The sequence below is a fragment of the Natribaculum luteum genome, from assembly GCF_023008545.1.
GTDB classification, from domain to species: domain Archaea; phylum Halobacteriota; class Halobacteria; order Halobacteriales; family Natrialbaceae; genus Natribaculum; species Natribaculum luteum.
Map to the genome: position 1 here is coordinate 2,985,055 of NZ_CP095397.1, position 26,896 is coordinate 3,011,950.

At 65.8% G+C, this 26,896-nt stretch carries 29 protein-coding genes; 16 read left to right on the forward strand and 13 right to left on the reverse strand.

Translation table 11 applies throughout. The features are described 5' to 3' along the window. Positions 1-125 precede the first annotated feature (125 nt). The 4 genes from MU558_RS15490 to MU558_RS15505 all read right to left on the reverse strand — a co-directional run bounded on the left by MU558_RS15490 (position 126) and on the right by MU558_RS15505 (position 3,868). Positions 126-704 (reverse strand): DUF2150 family protein, encoded by a 579-nt coding sequence (locus MU558_RS15490; protein WP_246968325.1) that lies wholly within the window; start codon positions 702-704, stop codon positions 126-128. Positions 705-827: 123 nt separating this feature from the next. Further along, positions 828-1,679 (reverse strand): TatD family hydrolase, encoded by an 852-nt coding sequence (locus MU558_RS15495; protein WP_246968328.1) that lies wholly within the window; start codon positions 1,677-1,679, stop codon positions 828-830. Positions 1,680-1,733: 54 nt separating this feature from the next. Further along, positions 1,734-2,186 (reverse strand): NYN domain-containing protein, encoded by a 453-nt coding sequence (locus MU558_RS15500; RefSeq protein WP_246968331.1) that lies wholly within the window; start codon positions 2,184-2,186, stop codon positions 1,734-1,736. 95 nt (positions 2,187-2,281) lie between these two features. Next, the gene (locus MU558_RS15505; protein ID WP_246968334.1) at positions 2,282-3,868 is read right to left on the reverse strand and encodes a spermidine synthase; all 1,587 of its coding nucleotides are present in this window, start codon (positions 3,866-3,868) and stop codon (positions 2,282-2,284) included. Positions 3,869-4,040: 172 nt separating this feature from the next. Here MU558_RS15505 and gcvT point away from each other — a divergent pair, with 172 nt between their 5' ends. From gcvT to MU558_RS15520, 3 genes are all read left to right on the forward strand, one after another. Continuing rightward, positions 4,041-5,138, forward strand: a complete 1,098-nt coding sequence (gene gcvT / locus MU558_RS15510) for a glycine cleavage system aminomethyltransferase GcvT (RefSeq protein WP_246968337.1) — start codon at positions 4,041-4,043, stop codon at positions 5,136-5,138. Next, positions 5,138-5,521 (forward strand): glycine cleavage system protein GcvH, encoded by a 384-nt coding sequence (gene gcvH / locus MU558_RS15515; protein WP_246968354.1) that lies wholly within the window; start codon positions 5,138-5,140, stop codon positions 5,519-5,521. Before gcvT ends, gcvH begins: the two co-directional genes overlap by 1 nt. An 84-nt stretch (positions 5,522-5,605) precedes the next feature. After that, on the forward strand, positions 5,606-6,283 hold the full coding sequence (locus MU558_RS15520) for an HAD family hydrolase (RefSeq protein ID WP_246968357.1): 678 nt from the start codon (positions 5,606-5,608) through the stop codon (positions 6,281-6,283). Between the two features lie 29 nt (positions 6,284-6,312). Here the strand turns inward: MU558_RS15520 and MU558_RS15525 are convergent, their stop codons facing one another. Further along, complete coding sequence (locus MU558_RS15525; protein WP_246968360.1) at positions 6,313-7,023, reverse strand: helix-turn-helix domain-containing protein; 711 nt, start codon at positions 7,021-7,023, stop codon at positions 6,313-6,315. Positions 7,024-7,220: 197 nt separating this feature from the next. On the opposite strand from MU558_RS15525, the gene MU558_RS15530 reads away from it, so the two are divergent. Beyond that, complete coding sequence (locus MU558_RS15530) at positions 7,221-7,874, forward strand: metal-dependent hydrolase (protein ID WP_246968363.1); 654 nt, start codon at positions 7,221-7,223, stop codon at positions 7,872-7,874. A 48-nt stretch (positions 7,875-7,922) separates the two neighbouring features. Beyond that, on the forward strand, positions 7,923-8,432 hold the full coding sequence (locus tag MU558_RS15535) for a GNAT family N-acetyltransferase (RefSeq protein ID WP_246968367.1): 510 nt from the start codon (positions 7,923-7,925) through the stop codon (positions 8,430-8,432). 18 nt (positions 8,433-8,450) lie between these two features. Here MU558_RS15535 and MU558_RS15540 read toward each other — a convergent pair whose 3' ends face one another. Continuing rightward, on the reverse strand, positions 8,451-9,062 hold the full coding sequence (locus tag MU558_RS15540) for a DUF7978 family protein (protein ID WP_246968370.1): 612 nt from the start codon (positions 9,060-9,062) through the stop codon (positions 8,451-8,453). Positions 9,063-9,161: 99 nt separating this feature from the next. On the opposite strand from MU558_RS15540, the gene MU558_RS15545 reads away from it, so the two are divergent. The 9 genes from MU558_RS15545 (at position 9,162) to MU558_RS15590 (ending at position 17,428) form a co-directional block, all read left to right on the forward strand. Beyond that, on the forward strand, positions 9,162-9,836 hold the full coding sequence (locus MU558_RS15545; protein WP_246968373.1) for an AzlC family ABC transporter permease: 675 nt from the start codon (positions 9,162-9,164) through the stop codon (positions 9,834-9,836). Then, positions 9,833-10,171: an AzlD domain-containing protein gene (locus MU558_RS15550; RefSeq protein WP_246968376.1), complete on the forward strand. Its 339-nt coding sequence runs from the start codon at positions 9,833-9,835 to the stop codon at positions 10,169-10,171. The genes MU558_RS15545 and MU558_RS15550 overlap by 4 nt, the downstream gene beginning before the upstream one ends. 209 nt (positions 10,172-10,380) lie before the next feature. Beyond that, entirely contained in the window at positions 10,381-13,182 is a 2,802-nt protein-coding gene (locus MU558_RS15555) for a M14 family metallopeptidase (protein WP_246968379.1), read from the forward strand. 178 nt (positions 13,183-13,360) lie between these two features. Continuing rightward, entirely contained in the window at positions 13,361-13,735 is a 375-nt protein-coding gene (locus tag MU558_RS15560; protein WP_246968382.1) for a DUF7522 family protein, read from the forward strand. Between the two features lie 95 nt (positions 13,736-13,830). Further along, entirely contained in the window at positions 13,831-14,703 is an 873-nt protein-coding gene (locus tag MU558_RS15565) for a CPBP family intramembrane glutamic endopeptidase (RefSeq protein WP_246968385.1), read from the forward strand. Positions 14,704-15,008: 305 nt separating this feature from the next. After that, complete coding sequence (locus MU558_RS15575; protein WP_246968400.1) at positions 15,009-15,239, forward strand: AbrB/MazE/SpoVT family DNA-binding domain-containing protein; 231 nt, start codon at positions 15,009-15,011, stop codon at positions 15,237-15,239. Then, positions 15,240-15,620 (forward strand): PIN domain-containing protein, encoded by a 381-nt coding sequence (locus MU558_RS15580; protein ID WP_246968403.1) that lies wholly within the window; start codon positions 15,240-15,242, stop codon positions 15,618-15,620. It begins immediately after the preceding gene. A gap of 43 nt (positions 15,621-15,663) precedes the next feature. Then, positions 15,664-17,139 carry a replication factor C large subunit gene (locus tag MU558_RS15585; protein WP_246968420.1) on the forward strand — a complete coding sequence of 492 codons (1,476 nt, stop codon included), beginning with the start codon at positions 15,664-15,666 and terminating at the stop codon, positions 17,137-17,139. A gap of 112 nt (positions 17,140-17,251) precedes the next feature. Then, entirely contained in the window at positions 17,252-17,428 is a 177-nt protein-coding gene (locus MU558_RS15590) for a hypothetical protein (protein ID WP_246968436.1), read from the forward strand. A 1-nt stretch (position 17,429) separates the two neighbouring features. Here MU558_RS15590 and bioD read toward each other — a convergent pair whose 3' ends face one another. From bioD to rbcL, 5 genes are all read right to left on the reverse strand, one after another. Next, on the reverse strand, positions 17,430-18,113 hold the full coding sequence (gene bioD / locus MU558_RS15595) for a dethiobiotin synthase (protein ID WP_246968439.1): 684 nt from the start codon (positions 18,111-18,113) through the stop codon (positions 17,430-17,432). Then, positions 18,110-19,318 (reverse strand): aminotransferase class I/II-fold pyridoxal phosphate-dependent enzyme, encoded by a 1,209-nt coding sequence (locus tag MU558_RS15600; protein WP_246968442.1) that lies wholly within the window; start codon positions 19,316-19,318, stop codon positions 18,110-18,112. Before MU558_RS15600 ends, bioD begins: the two co-directional genes overlap by 4 nt. Before the next feature lie 84 nt (positions 19,319-19,402). Continuing rightward, the gene (gene bioU / locus MU558_RS15605) at positions 19,403-20,443 is read right to left on the reverse strand and encodes a (S)-8-amino-7-oxononanoate synthase BioU (protein ID WP_246968445.1); all 1,041 of its coding nucleotides are present in this window, start codon (positions 20,441-20,443) and stop codon (positions 19,403-19,405) included. Between the two features lie 135 nt (positions 20,444-20,578). Beyond that, complete coding sequence (bioB, locus tag MU558_RS15610) at positions 20,579-21,691, reverse strand: biotin synthase BioB (RefSeq protein WP_246968448.1); 1,113 nt, start codon at positions 21,689-21,691, stop codon at positions 20,579-20,581. A gap of 139 nt (positions 21,692-21,830) precedes the next feature. After that, complete coding sequence (gene rbcL, locus MU558_RS15615) at positions 21,831-23,081, reverse strand: type III ribulose-bisphosphate carboxylase (RefSeq protein WP_246968467.1); 1,251 nt, start codon at positions 23,079-23,081, stop codon at positions 21,831-21,833. A gap of 349 nt (positions 23,082-23,430) precedes the next feature. Here rbcL and MU558_RS15620 point away from each other — a divergent pair, with 349 nt between their 5' ends. Both MU558_RS15620 and trxA read left to right on the forward strand, forming a co-directional pair. Further along, a complete protein-coding gene (locus MU558_RS15620; RefSeq protein ID WP_246968470.1) occupies positions 23,431-24,261 on the forward strand; it encodes a hypothetical protein in 831 nt (276 codons plus the stop codon). 48 nt (positions 24,262-24,309) lie between these two features. Further along, entirely contained in the window at positions 24,310-24,726 is a 417-nt protein-coding gene (trxA, locus tag MU558_RS15625) for a thioredoxin (RefSeq protein WP_246968473.1), read from the forward strand. A gap of 27 nt (positions 24,727-24,753) precedes the next feature. On the opposite strand, the gene sucD is transcribed toward trxA, so the two are convergent. Continuing rightward, the gene (gene sucD / locus MU558_RS15630; RefSeq protein WP_246968475.1) at positions 24,754-25,623 is read right to left on the reverse strand and encodes a succinate--CoA ligase subunit alpha; all 870 of its coding nucleotides are present in this window, start codon (positions 25,621-25,623) and stop codon (positions 24,754-24,756) included. After that, the gene (sucC, locus tag MU558_RS15635; protein ID WP_246968478.1) at positions 25,623-26,771 is read right to left on the reverse strand and encodes an ADP-forming succinate--CoA ligase subunit beta; all 1,149 of its coding nucleotides are present in this window, start codon (positions 26,769-26,771) and stop codon (positions 25,623-25,625) included. Before sucC ends, sucD begins: the two co-directional genes overlap by 1 nt. Positions 26,772-26,896: the final 125 nt, after the last annotated feature.

Here is a 26,896-nt window from a genome sequence, read left to right on the forward strand (position 1 = left end):
ACCTTCTGGACGTAACGGGGGCCGTCCCTGCCGCGTTCGATGCTTCGAACGTGTCCGGACGCGGCCGGGAGCGTCGCTACTCCGCATCGGCAGTCGGTCGGGCGCGAAAAGAGATCAGATCCCCGTTATTCGTCTTCCTCGACGACCTCCGGATCGCTCATCGCGCTCTGGAGGCTGTCCAGCCCGTTGATCCACTCGGTGACGAGGCCGTATTCGAGTTCTTCGGCCATCGTCATGTCGAGTTCCTCGCCGTCGACGATGAGCGTGCCCGCCTGGGCCGCGTAGCCGAGGGCGGCGTCCAGGTCCTCTTCGGCCTCGGCGTCCGCCGCGGCACCGATGTAGTCGTTGACGCTTCCTTCCTCGGCGGGGCCGTTCGCGACGTACTCCTCGGCGGCGAAGAAGACGCAGACGAGACTCGTCTGGACGCCGTCGACGAGCAGGCGTTTCTCCTCGTCGTCGACGTCGACGTCGTCCAAGACGATCTCGCGGACGTCGGTGATCTCTTCCAGGGCCTCCTCCTGGTCGAGTTCGCCGTCGTCGTAGGCGGCGACGATCTTTGCGATGGCGATCGCGGTGTCGTCCTGCAGGTTCAACAGCAGGCGCGCCGACGATTCGTCTTCCGGATCGATGTCTTCGTCGTTGATGCGGTCGATCCAGTTCTGCCAGCGTTCCTCCGAGTAGAACTCGGTCGGGGGATTGCTCATACAGCAACCTACACCGGCCGCTTGAAATGCCTTTCTCTACCTGTGCGATCCCGAAAACGTCGTGATCGATCGTCAGAGACGACGACGGACCCGATTCTCGTCGACTCGAGCCGTCAGGAGTGGCTACGCCAGCGTCGCCTCGGTGTCGATTCCGTAGACACGTTTCGGCGTCTCGACGTGGGCGTTTCGGACGGCCTCTTCGTACCCCTCCTCGAGTAACCACGAGACGCGCCGGGGGACGGTCTTCGGACCGAGCACTGCGCCGGGTCTGTCGGGGTCGTCGACGAAGTCGGTCTCCATCAGGAACGGCTCGCCGCGCTCGGCCGCCACCTCGAGGCGGTCCTTCTCGCTCATCACGCTCGGCGTCGGCCCCTCGAGGCGGCCGGCGGCGTAGTGTTTGACGACCCTGTGTGCCGGCAGTCCCGCGTCTTCGGCCCACGCCGCGACCTCGCGCAGATCTTCGCTCGCCTCGGTGTGGAGCTGGACGGCACACTCGAGGTCGGCCCCGCGTTCGAAGGCGCGGCGCATGACGTCGTTCGAGGCGGCCCAGACGTCGTCATCGACGTCGTAGTGTGGCCGTCCCGACTTCAGGCCGAGCGCCTCGCCGCGGTCGACGTACTCCGCGGCGACGTCGATCCCACTCTGCATGATCTCGCGGGCCTCCGCGGGCGCGTAGCCGCGCTCGTCGACCAGTCGCGAGACGAGACCGGGGTGGACGCCGAGAATCGCCCACGCACGTCCCCTGAGAAGTTTCGAAGCTTCCTCGACGACCTCGATCGTTCGCTCGAACACCGGCCGGAAGTCCTCGCCGTCGTCGGCCTCGACGCCGAGGTACCAGGAGGGTTTGTTGACGACGAGCAGGTGCGTGCCGCCGACGCGCGCGAAGTCTTTGACCGCCTCGAGCCCGCGGCCGTGGTCCGGATCGAGGTGGAGGTGATCGTCGAGCACCGGCGTTCCGAGGTCGTTTGCGTCCATACGTGACGATGCGACCGGACGGGTGGAAAACGCACCGGCTTCGATCGCGGACGGTCAGGAATCGAGCGTGATCGCGTCGTCGGCGGCGTTCCGGAGGGCGTCGGAGCGGCCGTACGAGCCGGGCGCGATCGCGACCGTCTTCACCCCGGCGGCGCCCGCGTGCTCGACCGCCGGCTTGAAGTCGGTGTCTCGCGAGGCGATCGCGAGCGTGTCGAGCGTCCCGTCGGTGACGAAGGCGGTCGCGTCGACGGCCAGTTTCACGTCGACGTCACCGCTCGTGACGACGACCTCGAACCCGCGTGCTTCGGCCGCCTGGATCAGTCCCGGCGTAGCGTGTTCGTCGAGGTAGAGCCGGATGACGCCCACGCGACCGAGGTCCATCGCGGCCTGCCTGACGTCGTCTAGGTCGACGTCGAACTCGTCGCGCAGGACGTTCGGCCCGTCGACGAAGAGACCGACGGTTTGCTCGTCGTCAGAACAGAGACGGGCGCGAACGGAATCGAACATGAGGCATCGTAATCAGGGTCCGAAAATAGGTGTGACGAAAGCCGCTGGGACGCCTCTTCGAGCGAGACGGCGGTCCTGGATTCGTTCCTGACCCGCTAGGTCACGCGCGCAGCGCGCTCCCGGGAACCGTCGCCGTCGCTGGCCGTCGTGGTCTCCTCGACGACGTAGCGCTGTCCGGCCATCGGCTCGAGGAGGCTGTCGACCGGGGCCCTGTCGTCTCGCAGGACGGGGACGTCGTCGGTCGGCGGCGGCGATTCGTAGGTGTCGATCTCGTCGCCGAGGTCGAGGCCGATCTCGCGCTGCCGGTTGCGCTCGTGCAGGTCCGACTCGGTGAGCCGGCGATCGTCTTTGGTCGCGACGAGTTCGATGTTCTGGACCACTCCCGGCGTCGCCGTCGAGAAGCTGTAGACCTGCGGGTAGACCTGCGCCATCGTCTTGTACTCGGCCCGGTAGAACTGCGACGCGGGGCCGCTGGGCGCGGAGATGACGTTCGCCACGAGCACGCCGTCGTCCGAGAGGCGGTCGCTGGTCAACTGCATGAACTCGACGGTCGTCATCTCGAAGGGGACCTTGTCGCGCTTGTACGCGTCGAGGACGATCACGTCGTAGGTCTCCTCTGTCTGCTCGAGGAACTGTCGCCCGTCGCCGTTGTGGACGTTCAACTGCGACGATTCTTCGACGCCGAAGTACTGTTCGGCCGCGTCGATCACCTCGGGGTCGATCTCGACGACGTCGACGGTCGCGTCGTACTCCTCGACGAAGCGTTTCGGCCCCGTGAATCCGCCGCCGCCGACGAACAGGACGCGATCGACGTCCTCGGTCATCAGGTACGGCATGTGGAAGTAGCGGGTATACTCGAAGACGTGTCGGTTCGGATCGTCGAGGTCCATCGCGCTGTGGCGCTGCCCGTCGAGGAGCAGCGTCCTGGTGTCGCCGCGGTCGACGACCTCGAGTTCCTGGTAGGGCGTCTGGGTCTGGTAGACGATCTCGCCGTTGACGGAGTAGCCCATCGACGGCGCGCCGACGGCACCGACGAGCAACAGCGCGACCACGGCGACGGCGACCGCTGGTTTTCGGGACGGCGAGGGCAACGTGATCGCGAGCGCGGTGGCGACAAGCAGGACGCCGAAGACGAGTCCGATCAACTCGACGCTCAGCGACGGGATGAGGACGAACGTCGTCCCGAACGCGCCGACGATGCTCCCGATCGTCCCGAGGGCGTAGACGTGCCCCGAGACCTGTCCGACGCCGCGCTTCTCGGAGAGTTCCGCCGCGTAGGGGCTGATGAACCCGAGCAGGTACGTCGGCGGCCCGAACAGGAGCGTGATCGCCGGCAGCGATGCGTAGCGTGCGGGCAGCGGATACACCGACATCGAGGACAGCAACAGGTCTCCCGCGAAGATCAGCGCCGCCACGTACGCCGCCGTCGCGAGCAACAGCAGGGCCATCCGCTCGTTCGTCGCACGGATCGCCGCGCGTTTCCCGCCGACGTAGTAGCCGAGGCTCAACGCGGCGAGGAACACGCCGATGATGCTCCCCCACGTGTAGATGCTACTTCCGAACTCGGGGGCGACGATTCGACCGGCGAGGATCTCGAGTCCCATGCTGGCGACGCCCGAGACGAAGACGGCCAGTTCTGGTTTCGTCAGCCGTCTCGGTAGCCGCTCCCGTAGGGTCTCCATTCGCAGGTTCGTACAGGCAGAAGCCAATTAAGCGTGCCGAAGAGACGGCCAGCTACCGCCGAGCCGCGATGTCTCGAGTTGGCCACCGGACGCGTCCGTCAGTTCGGGTCCGACGCTCGAACCGGTCCGACTGACGAAAAGACATTACTACCCCGAGAGTGTCGGTTCGAGTATGCCGCTTCAGACGCCGCCGTTACGTGGGTTACACGACGAGCGCGGGGCGAAGTTCACCGAGTTCGGTGGCTGGGACATGCCCGTCGAGTTCGATTCGATCCGCGAGGAGCACGTTGCCGTCCGCGAGGCGGCCGGCATCTTCGACGTCTCGCACATGGGCGAGATTCACGTCACCGGGCCGGACGCGACGACGCTGCTGCAACGACTCACGTCCAACGACGTGACGCAACTCGAGGTCGGTGACTCCCAGTACGCCACGATCACCGACGAGGAGGGGATCATCGTCGACGACACCATCGTCTACCGACTCCCCGACGAGGACGGCGAGGAGACGTACCTGTTCGTGCCAAACGCCGGCAACGACGAGGCGATGCACGAACGCTGGGTCGACCATCGAAACGAGTGGGACCTCGAGGCGACCGTCGACAACCGGACCGACGAGTACGCGATGTTCGCGGTCCAGGGCCCGGAGGCGGCAAACCTCGTCGGCGACGCCGTCGAGGAGTCGATCCTCGACCTCCGACGGTTCGAGGCGCGGTACGTCACGATCGACGGCGTCGAGTGCTGGGCGGCCAGAACCGGCTACACTGGCGAGGACGGCTTCGAGTTTATCGTTCCGTGGGGCGAGGCCGAGACGGTCTGGTCGACGTTCGACTGCCAGCCGTGTGGACTCGGCGCGCGGGACACGCTCCGGATCGAGGCCGGCTACCTGCTGGCCGGCCAGGATTTCGACTACGAGTCCGATCCGCGAAATCCCTACGAGGCGGGACTCGGCTTCACCGTCAAACTCGACACGGAGTTCGTGGGCCGAGACGCTTTAGAGCAGGCCCGTGAGGAGGGCGTCGAGGAGAAACTCGTCGGCTTCCGGCTCATCGACCGCGGCGTCCCCCGTCACGGCTACGACATCACGAACACCGACGGCCTGGTCGTCGGTTCCGTCACGAGCGGGACGATGAGTCCGACGCTCGAGGCGTCGATCGGCATGGGCTACGTCCCCGTCGAGTACGCAGAGCCCGGCACGACGCTGCAAGTCGTCGTCCGCGGCCAGTCGAAAAAGGCAAGAGTTGAAACCACACCCTTCGTCGACACAGTATAATGAGCTTCGAGACACCAGACGACCGGCGGTACCTGGAATCACACGAGTGGGCACTCGAAACAGACGGCGTCGTTCGCGTCGGCATCTCCGACTTCGCACAGGACGAACTCGGTGACGTCGTCTTCGTCGAACTTCCCGACGAGGGCGACGACGTGACACAGGAAGCGGCATTCGGCGTAGTCGAATCGATCAAGGCGGTCTCCGACCTCTATGCGCCCGTCAGCGGCGAGGTCGTCGCGATCAACGACGACCTGTTCGACGCGCCCGAGCGCGTCAACGACGACCCGTTCGGCGACGGCTGGATGCTCGAGATCGACCCCGACGACGAGTCGGAACTCGAGGACCTGCTCACCGCCGACGAGTACGAAGACCAGATCGCCTAGTCCGATTCTCGTCCCGAATATCCCGACCGAACGTTCACTCTACCGGGCGAATGCGTTATCCAGCCCTCGGCCGTAGCTGCTCGTATGTCCACGCCGTCCGCCGTCCTCTTCGATCTCGACGGGACGCTCTGTACCTACGAACGGCCGGGATCGGAGATCCTCGAGGCGGCGTTCGACCGCCTCGGCCTCGAGCCACGTTTCGAGATGGCGGACTTCCACGAGCGGTACCTCGAGTTCCTCCCGGCCAGCGCGGACGGGTTCGACCTCTACGAGCGGACGTTTACCGCCCTCTGTGACGAGCACGACCTGGACCCGTCGCTGGGTGAACGTCTCAACCGGGCGTTCCACGACGAACGCGACCCCGACGACCTCGTGGCCCTCGAGGGTGCACACGAGGTGCTCACCACGTTCGAGGCCGAGTATCGACTGGGACTGGTCACGAACGGCCATCCCGAGCTACAGCGGCACAAACTCCGCACGCTCGCGTTCCCCGACGTCTTCGAGACGGTCGTGTTCGCCGGGTACGACACGCCGGCGAAGCCCGACCCCGAACCGTTCCGGCGGGCGCTGACGGCCGTCGAGACGAGCCCCGCGGAGGCGGTGTACGTCGGGAACCATCCCTCGGTCGACGTCGCAGGGGCGAGAGCAGCGGGGCTCCGGGCCGCGTGGCTGGCCGATGCCGATCGCCGTCCGAGTCCTCGTCCGGATTACGTCCTCGAGTCGTTACACGAACTCCGGGCCCCTCCCTGGCGAGGTGACTAGCCGGAACGAAGCCCGAACGGGACGGCAGTTCACTCGAGCGTGACCAGTTTCTCGAGCATCTCCTCGAGTGGGGCCGTCGTGATCGCCAGCGAGTAGCCGTCGATGCGGGCGAGGTCCCTCGCGTGGTCCCAGAGGTCGTCCTCCTCGAGTCCGTGGAGGACGACCGCGTTCGGGGTCGGGTTGACGACCCGCAGCGCCACGAGCGGTGATTCGCCGCGCGTGACGCCCGTAAATACCAGCGCGCGGTTCGTGCTCTGCCCGTAGAGGCGGAAGAATTCCTCGCTCGAGAGGCGCGTGATCGCCTCGATGCTGTCGATGACGGTGTGGCCGCTGATCTGATCCGTGGTCCCGGACGTGACCTCCGTCGCGTCGATGGTCGAGTAGAACCTAGAGAGCGGCATCGACGTGGCGTACTCGCGCAGATCGTAGACGACGTCGCTCTCGAAGCCAGCCGAGAGGACACGTCCGTACTGGCGAATGCGCCCGCCGCCGCGGCGTTCGTCGATCGAGAGCAGTCCCTCGACGAGTCGTCTGACGACGCCGATCCCGGGACTCTCCCTGCGACCGCTCTCGTAGTCGGAGATGACCGACGACGACACCTCGAGTTCGGCGGCGAGGTCGGTCTGGGAGACGTCGAAGTCGGTCCGCCACTTGCGAAGCGTCGCTCCTGGATCGTCGCTGAGCGTGATCTCCCCGGCAATCTTCTCGGCGAGCTCCCGCTTCGGCCCACGTCCTCCCATGTGCGTTCGCTCGACCGGTCGACTCAAGTAGCTACCGGAGACGGTCTCTCACTGGTGAGTGTGACGCGGAGCCGCGGCGTCCACTCGAACGGCGGAGATATTCGCCGTCGTGACACTCACCCGATCGATCGAATCCCGGCTTCTCGAGGCGAATCGCGCCCGAACAGTCAAGTCGATTCGCCCCTAGTTCGTGTGCCATGCCATCAGTTGCCGTCCACGTCGCGTTCGCGGGACTGCTGGGGGCCGCGCTGCTCGGCGAGGAGTTCGACCCGAGGGCCATCCTCGTGGTGATGGTGGCCTGTGCGTTCGTCGACCTCGACACGTTCGTCGGCATCTACGTCCCGGGAACGCATCGCGCAGCGTTTCACAACGTCTTCGTGGTGACGATTCCCGGCCTCCTGTTGTTGTGGGACGGTTGGCTCCGCGAGACGTCGGTCGTCCGCACTCGATTCGGACAGTACGGCTACCGCGTCGCCTGGGTGAGCCTCGTGACGGTCCTCGTCGCCCACGTCTCGCTCGACGCCTTCTTCAACGGCGTCAACGTCTTCTGGCCCGTACACGACCGGTTCTACGACTTCTCCGGACGAATGCTGCTTACCGACCAGCGCGGTCTCGTCCAGACGTTCCTCGAACTCGAGACGACCGCAGACGGGACGCCGGCCGTCTCGGACTCGGCGATCCGCGGAACGACCGGCGACACGCACTACGCGACGGGATTCGATCCGACGCGTGGCGATCCGGAACCGGACACCGAACGGATCTTCCCGGTCGCGTCGTCGGGCGAACTGTTCGTCGTCATGCTCGCCAGCTACGGGACGGTGCTGTACCGGTGTCTCGAGTACTACCGGTGATCGATTCGAGATCGGCAGACACACCACTGCCGGGTCGAAACGACGGGTATGCACGTCGAGACTCGCCCGTACGACCCCGACTCGGACCGGACCGCGCTGTGGACGCTCAAGCGAGCGTTCGAGCGCGGCCTCGGGAGCGCGACCGGCGGAGACGAGAAAGAGCGCGTCTACGAGGAGAAGTTGACCGACGCCTACCGCGAGCGCTACCTCGAGTGGGTCGACCGCTGCGTCGCCGAACAGCCGACGACCGTCACAGTCGCCGAGCGCGAGGGCGACCTCGTCGGCTACATCTTCGTCCTCCCCGAGACGCTGTCGATGATCTGGGACGCTGCCGTGGTGAACGAACTGTTCGTCGTCGAGGAGTTCCGCGGCACCGGCGTCGCCGACGACCTGATGGACGCCGCACTCGAGGCCGCCAGGGAACAGGACCTCCCGCTCGAGCGGATCGTCCTCGACGTCGACCGGGAGAACGATCGGGCGAGGGCGTTCTACCAGCGATACGGCTTCGAACACTGGGGCGAGATGGTCGCGAGACCGCTCGAGAGCGCGACGGAGTGATCGGTCGGGCGATTGGTATCAGTCGGCGACGAGCCAGGCGAGGAGCCCGCCGATCGAGCCGAACAGGAGCGGGTAGACGACGCCCGCGAGGAGGACGGCGGTGATCGGATCCGGACGCAGCGTCTCGCCACCGAGACCGACCGAGAAGGCGGTGACGCCGACGATCGAGAGCAGGAGGTAGCCGACGAGGATCGTCGAACCGCCGACGACCGCGTTGGCGGCCGATCGAAGTGCCGTCCGCCGACGCCACGTGACGAGCGTTCCCGCCGTGATCAACGATACGGGCGGGACGAGATACAGGATCCACAACATCCCGTCGTCGGCCGCGACGAAGTTCCCGTTGCTCGGCGTGAACGGGCCACGTGGGATGCGGACGGCGACGTTGTGTGCGTTGTAGAACAACCAGCCGACCAGCTTCCAGTCGGCGGCGTCGGCGGTGAAAAGCTGGAGCCCCTGGGCCAGCAGATTGCTCCCGATCTCGTCGATCGTCACGAGGTACGTAACGAGATAGCCGAGCAGCCACGCACCGGCGCCGGCAATCGCGCCGGCCGTGGCGGGGATCGGGAACCGATCGGTCTCGCTCATGCCGGCGTAGACGGCGACGGCACCGAAAGCCGTTCTGGTCGCCATCCTCGAGTGATTCCGACGGGTCAGGACCGGCGACGAGAACGACGGCAGGTCCCGTTCCGGCTTCGACACCATTTTGATCGGGACCACACGATGGGAAACATGAACAGAGACCTCAAGGCAGGAGTTCGTGATGCGTTACCACTCCTCCTCGGGGTCGTCCCCTTTGCACTCGTCACTGGTATCGCAGCCGCCGAGGCGGGGCTGACGTCGGGGCAGGCAGTCGGGATGTCGCTCCTCGTCTTCGCGGGTGCCTCCCAGCTGGCCGCCCTCGAGTTGCTCGGCGAAACCGCACCGATCGTCGTCGTGGTCGGCACCGCGGTCGTGATCAACCTGCGGATGTTGATGTACTCGGCGTCGATCGCGCCGTACTTCGCCGACTACCGGCAGCGGACGCGTGCGTTTCTCGCGTACTTTCTCACGGACCAGGCGTACGCGATGGCGATCGCGGAGTACGGCGACGAGGACGACAGGGACGAACGGTCCTACTACCTCGGCGTCGCTGCAAGTATCTGGGCCGTCTGGATCGTCGGGACGTTCGTCGGCGTCGTCGTCGGTGCCGGCGTCCCCGAGTCGTGGGGACTCTCGTTTGCCGTCCCGCTCGTCTTCCTCGCGATCCTCGTTCCGGCGATGAAGAGCCGTCCGCGGACCGTCGCCGCGGCCGTCGGCGGGATCGTCGCCGTCGTCGCCGCCGGCTTGCCGTTCAACCTCGGTCTCCTCGTCGGTGCGCTCTCGGGTATCGCGGCTGGTGTGCTGTCGGAGGAGGTCCCGCGATGACCGAACACGGTCCGATCGCGATCTGGAGTGCCATCGTCGCGATCGGCATCGCCACGTTCGCGATCCGACTGTCGTTCATCTATCTGTTCGGACAGATAAACGACGTCCCGCCGCGGATCAAGCTGGCACTTCGATTCGTCCCGCCGGCGGTGCTTGCGGCGCTCGTCGCTCCCGCGCTGGTCACCGTCGGTCCGACGATCCAGGCGACGCTCCTCGATGAACGACTGCTCGCTGGCCTGGTCGCCGGTGCGGTCGCCTGGCGGACCGAGAACGTCTTCGCGACGATCGGCGTCGGGATGGTCGCGCTGTGGACGTTCCGGTTCCTCGTCTTTTGATACGGACGACTGTAAGTCATTTCCGGTGCAACCCGGCCGCCTTGCGGTTGCACCGGCAAATCGTCACAGCAGACTGTATGACGCGTGAATACGTCGTCGACGAAATCTGACGATCTCACCGGATCGTGTATTCTAAATTTACTATCACGATTAGATATAACTAGTAGAACGTGATTGTTGGCATCGAATGGCACTACCATTCGGTCACGATGACAGGTGAGGACTCGCTAGTATCCGTTCCAGCGCACAGGTTCCAATCGAGTCCCCTCTCTCGACGGCAGTTCGTCCGGCTCTCGGCGGCGACGGCCGGTGCGGTCGCGGTCCCCGGTGCCGTCTCGGCCGAGACCACGTCGGAGACGTTCACGTCGCTGTACGAGTTCGTCCTGAACCACACCGACGCCGACTTCGCCGTCGCCTCGCTGATCTTACTCGAGGACGCGGCGGGTTTTGGGGACCTCGAGGAGCTCGGACTTCACCCCGAGACGACGACCGAGCCACGACCGGCGGCGTGGGCGAGGCTGACCGAGGACGAGGCCGCCGCCGTTGCGGACGTCGAGTCGGTGACGGAGCTCCAGTATTCCCCCGGCTCGAACCCGTTCTGGAGGCTCGGACAGTACGAACGGGGCGTCTTCCCCGACGTCTACGAGAGCGTCGACTTCGTCGACTACGAGCAGTTGATCGACGGGATGCGCCGACTCGAGTCGGCCCACTCGGATCGGTTGCGGTTCCGCGCGGTCGGGGAGAGTCCGGGGTACGATAACCTCTTTCTCGACGAGCGTGATCCGAAGGAGGTCTACGTCGCCGAGGTCACCAACGACGTCACCGACGAGGATAGCTTTCGGGAGAAAGAGAAGGTGCTGTTCGTCCAGTCGATACACGGCGACGAACGCTCCGGCGTCGAGGCCGGCTCCCGACTCGTCGAGCGACTGCTCGCCGGTGAGGAGCCCGAACTCGAGGCGCTGCTCGACGACGTCGTCCTCCTGTTCCTCTACGCGAATCCCGACGGATGGGTCGCCCGCCGACCCGAGTACGGCGACGAGCCGTCGTTCACGCGTACCACCGGCGCTGGCAACGACCCGAACCGGCAGTACCCGACCGTCGGCTGGATCGACTCGGGTCGGTACCCCGCCGAGCCCGACGGGGCGAACCTCCGGGACGACGATCCGGGCGTCGACGACGACGTTCCCGAGGAGTACGTTACGAACGTCCCGGACTCGCTGGCGATCGCCGAGCACATGCGCAGTTACGAGAACCTCGAGTACGGAACGGACCTCCACGGGATGTACTGGTCCGAAGAGCTGATCTTCGGGCTCATCGTCAACGACCAGTACGACCACGGTGAGTATCACGACCTCTACCACCTCAACCGGACGACGAAGACGCGCCTCGAGTCGGCGCTCGGGCCGCTGCTCGAGGAGCCGAAACGGCAGGCGTTCTTCGAGGATCTGAACGAGCGGATCGGCGACGAGGGCGGGTTCGACGGGAGCGTGCTGCCGACGCCGGAGGAGGCGTTCGACTACGGAACGATCCTCGACACCATCGGGTACACGACCTCCGGGACGCTCATCAGCTGGATGAGCCAGCCGCCCGAGAAGGGCGGACTCGGCATCACGATGATGGCCCACGAGATCGGCTGGGACAACGCGATCCTCGATCGCATCCCCTACATGCCGGAACTGGTCGAGCTCCACGTCGTCGGCTACCAGGAGATCATCCGGGCGACGGCGGCGCACACGGCCAGGGACGTCGAGGCGACTATCGAGACCGACGGCGCGTCGACGGCGTACGTCGAGACGGACGCCCTCACACGAACGTCTGCGGATCTCGAGCCCGTCGACGCCGACCGCGTCGTCGACTCGGCGTCGGTCACGCTCGGTGCCCGTCCTCGCGACGTTCACGTCGACGTCTCCTCGCACGCCGTCGAACTCTCGGTCTCGGTCGATCCGGACCACGGCGAGTTCGTCCGTGCACGGCTGGTCGATCCGACCGGACGAACGGTCCACCAGTACAACCCCCTCGCCGGGTCAGGTCCACAGCCGCGACCGGGCGTCGAGTGGACGATCGAGGACCCCGAACCCGGCGAGTGGACGGTCGAACTGAAGACGCTCCGTAGCGACCGCGACGCGTCCGTCACCGTCCGCAGCGCCGTCTTGCTGACCGAGCGCGGCGACGCCGTCGAGACGGTCGATCCGCTCGAGGCGATCGGCTACCAGCAACGCGCCTACGAGGTGACGCCGCTCGAGTACTACGACGCCTACGCCGAGTACACCACGGGCCCGGGGCGTAGTAACGGTCGCACTCGCGGTCGCCACGGTGGGCCACAGTCTATCGACGGACTCTCCGTCGAGGAGATCCGCGACGGCGGGCTCTTCCGGGGTCGAAGCCGTCGGCTCGCCGTCGACAACGTCGTCGTCAACCACGACGACGGGATCGACGACGACGCGTACGTGGCCGAACTCGATCGGTTCGTCGACGCGGGCGGCACGCTCGTTGCGACCGACCGCGGCGTCCACCTCCTCGGCGTCATGGAAACCGCCGCGGCCGGCGACCTCGAGCCCGACGACGTCGCGGAGTTCGAGGCGTTCAGTTCGTTCCTCGGGGAGAAAAACGCCGACCACCCGCTGCTCGCCGGGACGCGGCCGATCCAGCGAGAGCTCTGGAAGCCAGCACCGCTTGGCTATCCGATCGACGTGCCGGGCTACGCGCCGACGACGGGGATCGATCCGGACGCCTTCGAGGACGCTGGCGGATCGATCGCCGGGATCGCCTACGACGACCCGTTCGGTGCCGATCCCGTCCTATGGGTCGCCGCCGGGACGCTCCCGACCGACGACGGTGCGATCCACGTGATCGGCGGCCTCCTCCCGCCAGGACGCCAGCGAAACCTCCATCCGTTCGGCCTGCTCGAGCACACGCCGACGTTCCTCGGACACACGATGCTGACGAACGCGCTCGGCTATCGGCAGCGTCGGTACGTCGACGGCGAACTGATCGACACCTTCGGGGACTGATAATGGTGGCTGTGACTGGTTGCCGACGCAACCGCGAACCATCTCGCGGTTGCGGCGGGACAGACTCACAGCCATCGTTATGACCCTCTCCCGGCGGGCGATCAGCCACCCACTGTCCGTCCGGCGAGGGCGGGACGTTACCTCGAGTGTTATTACCTTGCACGCCAAACGACAGGCGATGACCGACGAAATTGCCGACGAGCGGGCCGACCAGCTGATCAGCGCCTGCCGCACGGCGGTCGGCGATCAACTGCGCTCGCTGACGTATTTCACCAGAGACGAGTTCGACCAGCTGTACCTCCGCTCGGATCTGGAGCGAGACGCCGACCTCGCAGGGTTCGTCGACTACGAGTCGATCGGGTTCGACGCCCACACCGCCTACCGCGGTTCCGAACTCGGCGACTACCAGTTCACGATCCGCGTGTTCGACGAGGGGTTCTTGCTCCGCGTGACGACGGAAACGGAGGGGGTATTCGCGACGACCGACGGCGTCACCATCCAGGATTTCAGGGAGGCGGCGACGGCGCTCGCGACCATCCTCGAGGGTATCTGATCGGTCGACCCACGATCACACTCTGGTATGTGTCGACCATCCGACTCGTGGGCCGGGCTCGAGCGAGTGGCGACCGTCCGGAGCGAGGAGACGCGATGACGCGCCGTGATACGCTCGTGACCCGATCGGGATTCGACGTCTGGGGATTCCTGCTTTTCTCCCACGGCTGGACGTTCGCCTGGTGGGGCGTCCCGATCCTCGCAGGCTGGCACGCCTTCCGGTTTCCCGGCATCGTGTTCCTGATCGTCGGCGGGCTGGGGGTGACCATCGGCGGCGTCGTCATGTCGTGGCTGGTCGAGGGACGGACCGGACTCGTCGACCTCTGGCGACGACTGATCGAACTGCGGCGGATCCCGACGCGGTGGGGCCTGGTCGTCCTCTTTCTCTGGCCGGCGCTCGCGGTCGTCGGGGCCGCGATGGCAGCGGTGATCGACGGACAGCCACAGCCGATCGACGCCGGACCGCTGCTCGCGGTGCTCGCCGATCCGATCGCGCTGGTCGTCACGCTGGTCCCCATCTTCCTCCTCGGTCCGTTCCACGAGGAGATCGGCTGGCGCGGCTACTGGCTCGACCGCCTCCAGTTGCGCTGGGGCGCGCTGACCGCCAGCCTCGTCCTCGGCGTCGCGTGGGCGCTCTGGCACGCGCCGCTTTTCGCGATGGTCGGCTACTTCAGCAGCTGGGACTTCGCGCCCGACCCCCTCTTTTTCGGCTACAACGTTCTCGTCGGTGCCGTCCTCTACACGTGGCTGTACAACAACACGAACCGCAGCGTGATCGGCGTGATCCTGTTTCACTTCGTCGGTAACGCCACGGGACAGTTACTCGAGGTCACACCCCAGGCGGATCTCTACGAGACGGCGGTGACGACGCTTGTCGTCGTCGCCGTCCTCGTCTGGTGGGGGCCGACCGACCTCCGCCGGGACGCGCCGCGTCCGCACCCGGCAGACGACGTGACGGTGGAGGCGTGACCAGCGCACTCGAAGCGCTCAGTGACGAATTTGCCGATGTCGAAAAATCGGCCGACGAACTTCGTGAGCGGGCACGTGAGACGGCACTCGACGAGTGACGCTCCGCAACCACTAAACGCCGGTCGCGCCAAAAATACGGTAATGGACTGGACGGAAAAGTCAATAGAATATGATGTCGATTCGATGTACCGAGTGTGGTAATCGCTATTTGCGAACGAGTGGACGAGCTCGGTAGCTGCACCCACTGATGGGTATCCCGATAAATTAGGGGAATGTTTTTATTTTCGCCCACCGAACATCAAGGTATGTCAGACGTAGCGCTGGACGACCGTGGTCGTCTCACGCTCCCAAAGGAGGTCCGAGAGCGATACGGGGACCGATATCACGTCGTGCAGCTTCCTGATGGGCTCAAATTGATTCCTGTCGCCGACGACCCGCTCGAGGCACTCAGGGACGAATTCGCGGACGTCGAGAAGTCGGCCGGCGAACTTTGTAAAGAAGCACGTGAAGCAGCGCTCGATGAGGCCGGACGATAGATGTATGCGGAAACCGATTTCCTTCTCGCGCTGATTAAGGACGATGACTGGCTCGGCGACGCTGTCGAGTCGGTATACCGAGAGCACCGCGACGTGTTATGGACATCGCAGTTTACGCTCATCGAACTCCTGATGGTCGCCTACCGCGAGGAACGTGATACCGAACGCGTCGTTTCGAACGCCGCCAACCTCGTTGAGGTACGTGGTGATGTGGAGACGGTCGTTACGGCGGCGACATATGTGGAAGACCACGGGTTCACACCGTTCGACGCACTTCACCTCGTTGAATCGAATGGAGAGACCATCGTCTCAAGCGACGAGACGTACGAGGATGTCACATCCCGTCTGGACCTGAAGACGGTCGACGAGCACGAGGAGTGAGGCTCCGCAACCACTAAACGCGGCTCATCCCTACCACGATGCAATGACCGACTGGACGGAAAAGTACCGCCCGTCGACGCTGTCGGAGGTGCGGGGCAACAACAAGGCCCGCGACCAGTTGAAAGAGTGGGCCGAGACCTGGGACGACCACCGGAAGGCGGTCATCGTCCACGGCAGTCCGGGCGTCGGCAAGACCTCGGCCGCCCATGCGCTGGCCAACGACATGGGCTGGCCGGTCATGGAACTCAACGCGAGCGACGATCGGAAGGCCGACGTCATCGAGCGGGTCGCCGGCGAGGCCTCGAAAAGCGGCACGCTCACCGGCGGCGAGGCCGGCCGCCGACTCGTGATCCTGGACGAGGCGGACAACTTCCACGGCTCTGCGGACTACGGCGGCTCCCGGGAGGTCACGAAGGTCGTCAAGAACGCGAGCCAGCCGATCGTCCTGGTCGCAAACGAGTTCTACGACATGAGCCAGTCGCTGCGAAACGCCTGCGAGACGATCGAGTTTCGCGACGTCTCCAAACGGTCGATCGTCCCCGTCCTGCGGGACATCTGCCGACGCGAGGGCATCGAGTACGACGAGGCAGCCCTCGAGAAGATCGCCGACTCCACCTCCGGCGACCTCCGATCGGCGGTCAACGACCTCCAGGCGATCGCCGAGGAGGCAGAGACACTGACCGTCGACGACGTGGTCACGGGCGAGCGCGACCGCACGGAGGGCATCTTCGACTTCCTCGACGCGCTCATCAAGGAGGAAGACGCCGAAGGGGCGTTGCGATCGTCCTACGACGTCGACGAGACGCCGGACGACCTGCTCAACTGGATCGAGGATAACGTCCCCAAAGACTACGAGGGGGCGGAACTGGCCGACGCCTACGGCTTCCTCTCGAACGCCGACCGCTGGCTGGGACGCGTCCGGGCGACGCAGGACTACTCGTTCTGGCGGTACGCGACCGACAACATGACCGCGGGCGTCGCCGCCTCCCGTCGCGAACCCAAAGGCGGCTGGACCCGTTACGGCCCGCCGAGTTACTGGTCGAAACTCGGCCGAACCCGCGGGACGCGCGACACCCGCGACTCGATCGCCGAACGGATCGCCGAACGCGAGGGAACGAGCGTCGCGACCGCGCGCCGCGAGATCGTCCCGTTCCTCTCGGAACTGACCCACCACTGCCGAAACCGGGACCTGACGATCCGGATGGCCGCCGCCTACGACTTCGACGCGGACGACGTCTCGTTCGTCACTGGAAGCGGTACCGACACCAACAAAGTGCAGTCGATCGTCGAGGAAGCGGTGGAACGAAAGATAGAGGAGACGGTCGAACGGTCTGGAAACGCCTTCTTCGACAGTTCTGGGTCGGACGGCGACGACACAGCGGACGCCGACTCGAGCGACGAGGCGTCGGACAGTGCCGACCAGCAGACGCTCGACGCCTCGAGCGACGAACCGAACGACGACGATCGTGGCGAGGACGCGACCGACGACAACCAGTCGGGGCTTTCGGACTTTCTCTGAGCGACCCTGGAGCCGTCGACGTGCTCGAGGGTCGCTCGACGACATGTCTAGATGTAGAACGATCGACACTATTACGATGACACGGGGTGACAGTACTCGATGGTGACCAGTGATGGTCGTGACCCACGAGTGCCCGCTGTGTAACGACACGTACGAAGGCGAATCACGTCTCCTCGTCCACCTCGAGGTCGAACATCGGAAGTCGGAACTCGCGACGTACGTCGTCGACCGTCACGAGCCGACGACCGATCCGGCGGCCGAACGCGAACGGTCCACGCCGACGGTGTGAGTTACTCTCGGCCAGTACTGACCGGAACGACGGCCGGTGTGAGCGCCTTGCGAACGCCACTCGCGACGGCGTTCGGATCGGTCGTCGCGAGCGGCGGCACCGTCTCGACCGGGAGCCCGGTCATCCGCTCGAGTTCCGCCGGGTTCGTCCGTTCGGCGACGGTCTCGCCGGCGTACTCGTTGAGGACGATCGCGCGAACGTCGACGCCGCGACGCTGGAGTGCCTCGACCGAGAGCGCCGTGTGGTTGAGCGTGCCGAGTCCCGACCGGGCGACGAGCACCGCCTCGCACTCGAGGTCTGCGACGAGGTCGATCACCTCGCGCTCGCCCGCAAGCGGGACGCGCAGACCGCCGATTCCCTCGACGATACCGACCTCGCATGTCTCGAGTTCGCGTTCGCAGTCGGCCAGCAACTCGTCGTAGGCGAGTGCCACACCCCCGCGTTCGGCGGCGACGCGGGGGGCGAGCGGTTCCTCGAGGTACTGGAGACACGTCGACGCGTCGGGGTCGCCACAGGCGGTCGCGACGACGTGGACGTCGTCGTCCGGCGGATGTCCCGTCTGGGCGGGTTTTATCGCTCGAGCGTCGACACCCTCCTCGCGAAGCCACGCCGTCACCCCGGCAGTGACGACCGTCTTGCCGACGCCGGTGCCGGTGCCGACGACGGCGAGTGGACGCCCGTTCACAGGATCCCGACCTCCTCGCCGGCAGCGCGGAACGCCTCGAGACAGGCGACGACGTCGTCTTGGTCGTGGGTGGCCGTGGGCGCGACGCGGATTCGACTCGTCCCCTCGGGAACCGTCGGTGGACGGATCGCCGGCGTGAGAACGCCGCGATCGCGAATCCCGTCCGCGAGGTCGAGTGCGTCGCGGCGGTCGCCGACCAGGACGGGGAGGATCTGGGAGTCGCCGAGGACCGTATAGCCCATCGTCTCGAGGCCGTCCCGGAGATGGGCGACGTTCTCCCAGAGGCGTTCGCGAACGTCGCCGTGACGGGCGACGTGTAGCGCCTCGCTCGCGGCGGCGGCCGCGGTCGGCGCGAGACCGGTCGAAAAGACGAACGAGCGGGCGTCGTTGACCAGATACTCGATCAGGGCGTCGTCGCCGGCGACGTAGCCGCCCTGGCTCGCGAGCGCCTTCGAGAGGGTCCCGAGCTGGACGTCGACGCGATCTGCGAGCCCTTCGGCCTGGACGACGCCGCCGCCGTCGGCGTAGAGACCGGTCGCGTGGGCCTCGTCGACCATCACCCACGCGCCGAACTCCTCGGCAGCGTCACAGATCGTTGCGAGCGGGGCGACGGTGCCGTCCATGCTGAACACGGAGTCGGTGACGACGAGCCACGACTCGTCGTCGGCTCCGGGTCGATCGGCCTGCGCGGCGAGCCTCGAGCGGAGGTCCGACGCGTCGCAGTGGTCGTAGATTTCGACGTCGGCCCCGGAGAGCCGACAGCCGTCGACGATGCTCGCGTGGTTCAACTCGTCCGAGAAGACGACGTCCGGCTCGAGTGCGGTGATCGTCCCGACGTTCGCCGCGTACCCCGAGGAGAACGCGAGGGCGCGATCCGCCCCTTTGGTCTCCGCCAGCTGGCGCTCCAGGTCGTGGTGGACGATCGTATCGCCGGTGACGAGCCGGCTCGCGCCGGCACCGGTCCCGACGGTCGCGGCCGCCTGTCGAGCGGCGTTCTGTACCCGCTGATCGCCCGTCAACCCGAGGTAGTTGTTCGACGCGAAGACGAGCACCTCCTCGGCGTCGAGGACGGGGAGGCCGCCCTCCGGCGGCGGCGCGAAGTAGCCCCGCTCTGCGACGCGGTCGGCGGGCGCGAGCGTCCGCCTCAGGTCGGCTTCCTCGAGCGTGGCGACGCGTTCCTCGAGATCGAACCCACGGTCTTCCATCCGCTTCTTTCGTCACAGCCCCGTGATTTGACTCTCACGATTCGTCTCGTTCCGGCTCCCACGAGTGTCAGGTGCGGCGACCGGTTAGAATCCCGGCATCAGCTCTGTGGGGCCCAGGACGCCGTACTCTCCGGCCCGGTTCCGACGGACGGCGGCTTTCAGATAGCCGAGCGCCGGCCCGTTGACGTTTGCCTCCATGCTCGTCGCGTCGTCGAGTTCGAACGCGTTCGTTCCCGTCTCGCCGTCGAAGGTCGTCCCCGTCACCCGGACGGTCGTCGTCGTCGGCTTCTCGTCGCTGCGGACGTCCAGTATTCCGCCGACGGTGACGTCCTCGGCGTCGCAGATGCCCGCACGCTCGAGCAGGACGTCGTCGGCGTGTTCCATGTCGTTGAACTCGATGACGCCGTCGTGTTCGTCGACGATCTCCTCGATCTCCTCGTCGCCCAGTTCGCGGGCGGTCTCGATGTCGTACTCCTCAAGGTGGGCGATGTCCTCGCGGACGGTGCCGCGGTTGTCCTCGTAACCCGACTTGAGACCGACGCCCCACCAGATGTCGACCGACTCGACCTCGACGAACGACTGGGCGGCGATCGCCGCTGCGCCGGTGAGAAAACCCGGCGTCGCGCCGGCCCCACAGACGAACGTGATACCCGACTCCTCGAACGCCGCCGTTCGCTCGTCGAGCATCCCGATCACGCGCGAACGCTTGAGAACGTCCACGAGGACACCCTCGTAGTCGGCGTCGACGAACCGATCCGCAACTCGAGGGATGAAGTCGTGTTCGTAGTTCGGCAGGGCGACGAGCACGGCGTCGATCTCCTCACTCACGTCGATGACGTCGCCGATCGCGTCCTCCGTGGGACGGGCCTGCTCCGAGGCGACGACGCCTTTGTCCTCGCCGTGTTGTTTGACTGTGGCCGCGCCGCCATCGGCTGCGACCTCGTTGTCGATATTCCCTTCGGTGGCGTCGAGCAGTTCCTCGACGTCAAGTCCGTCGAAGTCGACCGCGACGCCGTGGCGGTCACACGCCGCGACGGGGGTCAGGCCGTCTTTGTGCTGGCTGACCTCGAGCGTTCGTCGTCCGATACCGCCGGTTCCGAGTACTGCGAAGTTGACGTCGTCCATGGCGTGTCGTGTCGTCTGCTGTCGTCATACTACTGGACAACAGTCAGTGAATACTCGATCGCGTCTCGCCGTCTGTCGCCGCTGGCGACAGCGTCTCGAGTGCGATCGATGTCTGAACCGTTTTGTCCAGCAGTATCAGTCGTCGCTCGATTCTACGCTGGCGTTGCTCTCGACGGTGCCGACGGCGGGCTCGACCGGGTCGTCCCGACCGCGAGCTTTCACGGCCTCGGGATCGAAGTCGTTTACCGATCGGTTGGGCTCGAGCCCGGCGCGTTCGACGATCTCGATGTCCTCGCCGGGCGACTGCCCCTCCGTCGAGAGGTAGTCGCCGGTGAGGATGCCGTCCGCACCCGCCTCGAGCGGCAGATGCTGTTCGTCGGGGGCGAGGTTCGCCTCCCTGCCACCGGTGAGGCGCACTCGAGCCTCCGGGTGCAAGAGTCGGTAGACTGCGACCGTCTTGACGATCTCCTCGGTCGTGATCTCCGGCGTCTCGCCGCCGAGTTCGGTGCCGGCGATGGGGTTGAGGACGTTCACCGGCAGCGAGGAGATCCCGATCTCCTGTAAGGCGATGGCAGCGTCGACCCGATCGGTGGGCGTCTCGCCCATCCCGAGGATGACGCCCGCACAGAGGTCCATGCCGGCCTCCCTGGCCACCTCGAGGGTGGCGACGCGGTCTTCGAACTCGTGTGTGCCGACGACCTCGGGGAAGTAGTTCGGCGAGGTCTCGATGTTGTGATTGTAGTGCTGGATACCCTCGTCGGCCAGAATCGCGGCTTCCTCCTCGGTGAGGATGCCGAGCGAGGCGTCGATCTCGAGGTCACACTCCTCGCGAACCAGCCGGATGGCCTCGAGGACCTCCGCCCACTCCTCGGGGCGCTTCTCTTTCGAGACGCCCCGTTCCGCGACGACGATGCCGAATCGCTGGGCGCCGTCGTGTTCGGCGCGTTTCGCGGCCTCGAGGACTGCCTTCGGGCCGATGAAGTCGTACGTCTCGATGCCCGTATCGAAGTGGACCGACTGCGCACAGAAGCCGCAGTCTTCCGCGCAGTTGCCCGCCTTCGCGTTGACGATCGAGCAGGCGTCGACCGTGCCGTCGCCGAAATGATCGCGAACGGCGGCTCCCGCCTCCGCGAGCGGTTCGACAGGCTGGGCGATCAGCGCCAACCCGTCAGTTCGATCGAGTTGCTCGCCGGCGAACACCCGCTCGAGTGCGTCGTCTACCGTCCGATTTCCCGTCTCGTAAACCACGGCCTAGCGATTGGTTGACGTAACTATAATCGTTGTGGTACGTCACAAATTTCGTCACGTTCGGGCCACAGCGACGGTCCGATAGCCGAACGTCGAGGTCGATGAGCCAGACGCCGGCTCGATCGTCAACCGATCGCACTCACCGCGGCGTCTCCGCGCCCCACTTCTCGAGGGCCGTCGCCAGCTCGTCGTGGTCGTCGGCGTACTCCTCGAGCGGGACGCCCGCCATCGAGGCGTCGACGGACTGCCTGAGCGCCCTCGCGCCGGTTCGAGTGCCGTCCGGGTGGCCGTGGATGCCGCCACCGGCCTGGACGATAATGTCCGTCCCCAGCGCCTCGAGCAACTGGTCGACGACGCCCGGGTGGAGGCCGCCGGAGGCGACCGGCAGGACGGGATTCAGCCCGTACAGGTCCGACGTGAGCCACTCGTTGATCCCCGGCGTGTCCTCGTTCTCGAGTTTGCCCAGTCCCGCGGTGCCGGTGTGGAGGTGATCGACGCCACAGAGGCGGGCGATCTGTGCGAGTACGCGCATCGAGACGCCGTGGTACTCGAGTCGGTCGAAGGCGGCGTGCATCGCGCGGTGGGCGTGGATCGCGAGACCGTGGTCGGCGGCGCGCTCGCGGACCGACTGGACGGCCGACCAGCCCGACGTGATTACGTCGACCATGACGAAGCCGCCGCCGTGTTCGGCGACGAGGTCGACCCGTTCTAGCATCTCCGTCGTCTCCCCGGTGACGTTGACGAGGTAGTCTTTGCGTTCGCCCGTCTCCTCCTGGGCGCGGTCGCGCGCGGCGAGGCTCTCGGCGAGGCGATCCTCGAACGGGTTGAACGCCTGGTCGGTGAGGTTCTCGTCGTCTTTCAGCAGGTCGACGCCACCGAGCCACGCCTCCTCGCCGACGCGGGCGTGTGCCGCCGTCGAGAGGCCGACCTTCGGCTTCGGCACCGTCGCAAGCACGGGGCGGTCGTCCGCGTCGAGTTTTTCCGTCGCCACGTCTGGCCCGAACAGTGGGCCCGGGAATCCCTCGACGATCGTCTCGGGCCAGCGACAGTCCTCGAGTCGGATCGTCTCGACAGCCTTCATCCCCATGATGTTGCCCGCGATACACGAGAGGATCTGCGCCATGCTCCCCTCCTCGAACAGGTCGGCGGGGTAGGCCACGGTGATCTCGTCGCCGTCGATTCCGCAGGCGACCGCCCCGAGGTCGGTGAACTCGTCCTCGTCGACGTGGAGGGCGGCCCAGGTCCCGTTCGACGATTCGGAGGCGACGCGACTCGCCGCGCTCTCCATCGACATCCCTTCGCCCGGTTCGACGGTAAACTCACAGACCAGCTCGGTCTCCGACGGTTCGTACTCGAGGTCGAGGAAGTCGTCGTACTCGATTCCAGTCATCGTGATTTCGTCGGTTCACTGCCCGGCGCAATAGCGCTTGTGCCGACGGCTTCGACGCGGCCGTTCACACACGACCTCGACCTGTCGAGTCCAGTTGTGAACGACCGCCCGCGGGTGAGAGCAGGTCACCGTTCTCCTTGACGCTCGGTTCCTGTCGACTCGCAGTACCGGAACGCTCGCCGATCACGGTTCTCGTGTGGTCTGTGGTTCCGATCTCGGCGAGAAACCCGCTGACGACGCCGGTTTCTACGAGCGCGTTTCGCCCGCTCGTCGAACACATAATGGTTCAGTTGAGTGACCGTACCAAAATTTAAAGTTTTTGGCCGGTGTAGAAGCCAAAAGCGAGGACATGACCGACAGTACGACGGACGAGAAATCCGGGGAGGGGATGGTGGAACTCGGTCCCAGCGCCGACGAGCTCTTTGGCGACCTCGAGGACGAGTCCCTCGAAATCGACGAGGACGATCGATCGGCCACCGAGACGAGCGCCGAAGACGACGGGATCGAAGACCGGACGGCCACCGACGTATTCGACCAACTTCGCGCCGAAGGGGACGCGACGCTCGATACCGATTCGGTCCTCGTCGACGAGAGTCCCGAGGAGATCATCGCCAGCGCCGACGAAGACGCCGACGAGGACGAATCCGACCTCGACGACGCGCTCGTCGACGAGGCAGCACTCGACGAGTTGCTCCTCACCGGGCGGACGAAAGAAGACGAGTTCCTCTGGATCGACAGCGACACGGAAGGGGCGTCGTCTGCAGACGACCACGAATCGACGACGGCGACCGACTCCGACGCCGAGACGGAGCCAGCTGCGGCGTCGACGGCCGAATCAGACGACGTCGAGCAGTTCACGGACGAACTCGCCGATGAGGGGGCGACCGAAGACGAACTCTCGAGTGAGACCGTCGACGAAGGCGAGTCGACGGACGACCTCGAACCGGAGCCGAGCGTCGACGACGTGGTCGACGACGAGTCGATCGAGGACGACGCGTCGAGCAATCTCGAGGACGAGATAGCCGACACACTCGAGGACGAGACCGACGACTCGTCTGCCGACGAGATGGCCGAAACGGATTCCGAAGCGGACGAAGACGCCGATGCCGACGAAACCGACGACGACGGACCGTCCGGGTTCTTCGGCTGGCTTCGCGCGAAACTCGGGGCCATTTTTTAATGGACCGGTGTCGGAATCGTTTTTCGGCCGGCCGTAATACATTCACGTATGGACGAGACCGACGAACTCGAGCGGATTCGTGAGAAGAAGCGAGAAGAGCTGCGCAAGCGCGCCGAGCGCGAACAGCAGGCCGCCTCGAGTCCCGACACGCCGGTTTCGGTGACGGGATCGGGGCACTTCCAGGAGGTCGTCGACCGTCACCCGATCGTCCTCGTGGACTTCTACGCCGACTGGTGTGGGCCCTGCCAGATGCTCGCGCCGACGCTCGAGACGATCGCCGCGGAGACGACGGCGACCGTCGCGAAAGTCGACACCGACGCCCACCAGCGGCTCGCCCAGCAACACGGCGTGCAGGGACTGCCGACGCTGGTGCTCTTCGTCGACGGCGAACCGGTCGAACGACTCGTCGGCATGCAAAACGAGGCGACGCTCCGGCAGGTAATCTCGAACCACCAGCCAGCGTAGAACCGAAAACGGAGAGACGAGAGCCGGTTACAGGAACTCTTCGATGTGGTCGGCGACCTCCTCGGGAGTGTCGCCGACTGGGACGCCCGCGTCGTTCAGGGCGTTGATCTTGCTCTCTGCCGTGCCGGTGCCGGAGCCGGAGACGATCGCGCCGGCGTGACCCATGCGCTTTCCTGGCGGGGCCGTGCGACCAGCGATGAAGCCGGCGACGGGCGTGTCGACGTGTTCGTCGATGTAGGCCGCGGCCTGCTCTTCGTCCTCGCCGCCGATCTCACCGCACATGACGATGGCTTCCGTCTCGGGGTCGTTCTCGAAGAGCTCGAGCGCGTCGATGAAGCTCGTGCCGATGATCGGGTCGCCACCGATGCCGATCGCGGTAGTCTGCCCGATTCCGCGCTGGGTGAGGCTATCGACGACCTGGTAGGTCAGGGTGCCCGAGCGGGAGACGAGGCCGACGTTACCCGACTCGAAGATGTTGCCGGGCAGGATGCCCAGCTTGGACTCGCCGGGGGTGATGAGGCCGGGACAGTTCGGGCCGATGAGACGGGTGTCCGTCTCGGTGAGGCGCTTGTTGACTTTGGCCATGTCCTGGGTCGGGATACCCTCGGTGATGGCGACTGCCAGATCGAGGTCCGTATCGAGAGCCTCGAAGATCGCGTCACCGGCGAACGCCGGCGGGACGAAGATGACCGAGGTGTCGGCGTCTTCCTCCTCGACGGCCTGGTCGACGGTGTCGTAGACGGGGACGCCGTCGACGTCCTGGCCACCTTTGCCGGGGACCGCACCGGCGACCACGTTGGTGCCGTACTCCATCATCTGGCGGGCGTGGAACTTGCCCTCGCCGCCAGTGATGCCCTGTACCACGACGCGAGTGTCTTCGTCGACGAGTACGCTCATTATTCGTTCACCTCCTCAGCGTACTCGACAGCACGCTGGACCGCATCCTCGAGGGTCTGTTCGACCGTCACGAGGTCCTCGTTGAGAATTTCCATACCTTCCTCCCAGTTGGTGCCGGCCAGACGGACGACGACCGGCTTGGGGATCTCGTCGAACTGCTCGAGTGCTTCGTTGATCCCTTTGGCGACCTCGTCGCCGCGAGTGATGCCGCCGAAGATGTTGAAGACGACGCTCTCGACGTTGTCGTCGGAAAACACCATATCGAGTGCGTTCGCGATCCGATCGGCTTTCGCGCCGCCACCGACGTCGAGGAAGTTCGCGGGCTCGCCGCCGTAGTAGTCGACGAGGTCGAGCGTGGTCATGACGAGACCGGCACCGTTGCCGATGATCCCCGTGTTGCCCTCGAGTCGGACGTAGTCGAAGCCGTACTCGTCGGCCTTCTGCTCGAGTTCGTCGCCGCCGGCGGCCTCCTCTTCCATCTCGGCGAGTTCGGGCTGGCGGAACAGCGCGTCCTCGTCGATGTTCATCACGGCGTCGGCCGCGATGACCTCGTCGTCAGAAGTGACCATCAGCGGGTTGATCTCGGCGTCGCTGCCGTCTTTTTCCTCCCAGAGATCGTACAGCGTCGAGAGGACGCTCGAGACGCCACGAGCGAGGTCGCAGTCGACGCCCGCGTCGTAGACGGCCTTGCGTGCCTGGTAGGGCATCATGCCGAAGGAGGGGTCGACGTGTTCGCGCGCGATCGCGTCGGGGTCCTCCTCGGCGACCTCCTCGATGTTGACGCCGCCTTTCGTCGAGACCATCGCGACGGGCTTGCCCTCGCCGCGGTCCATCGTGATTCCGACGTAGAGTTCGTCAGTGAAGTCGACTGCCTGCTCGACCAGCACGCGGTCGACGTAGTAGCCTTTGAGATCCATCCCGAGAATGGCGTCGGCCGCCTCACGGGCTTCCTCCTCGTCCTCGGCGAGTTTGATCCCGCCGGCCTTTCCGCGGCCGCCGACCTGTACCTGCGCCTTGATCGCGACCGGGTAGCCGATCTCCTCGGCCGCGGCCAGGACGCCGTCGACGTCCGAAGCCAATTTCGACTCCGGCGTCGGGATTCCGGCATCGGCGAAGACCTGCTTCGCCTGATACTCGTGCAGTTTCATGCGCACTCGAAAGGCGGATTCCTCCCCGCTTAAATCCTGCCAGTTTGTCTCGCGCTCATTCCGCTTCTTTTATACGACCTCGTCCGTACTGGGCCGACGGCGGAGCCGTCGCAGCGACCGGCTCG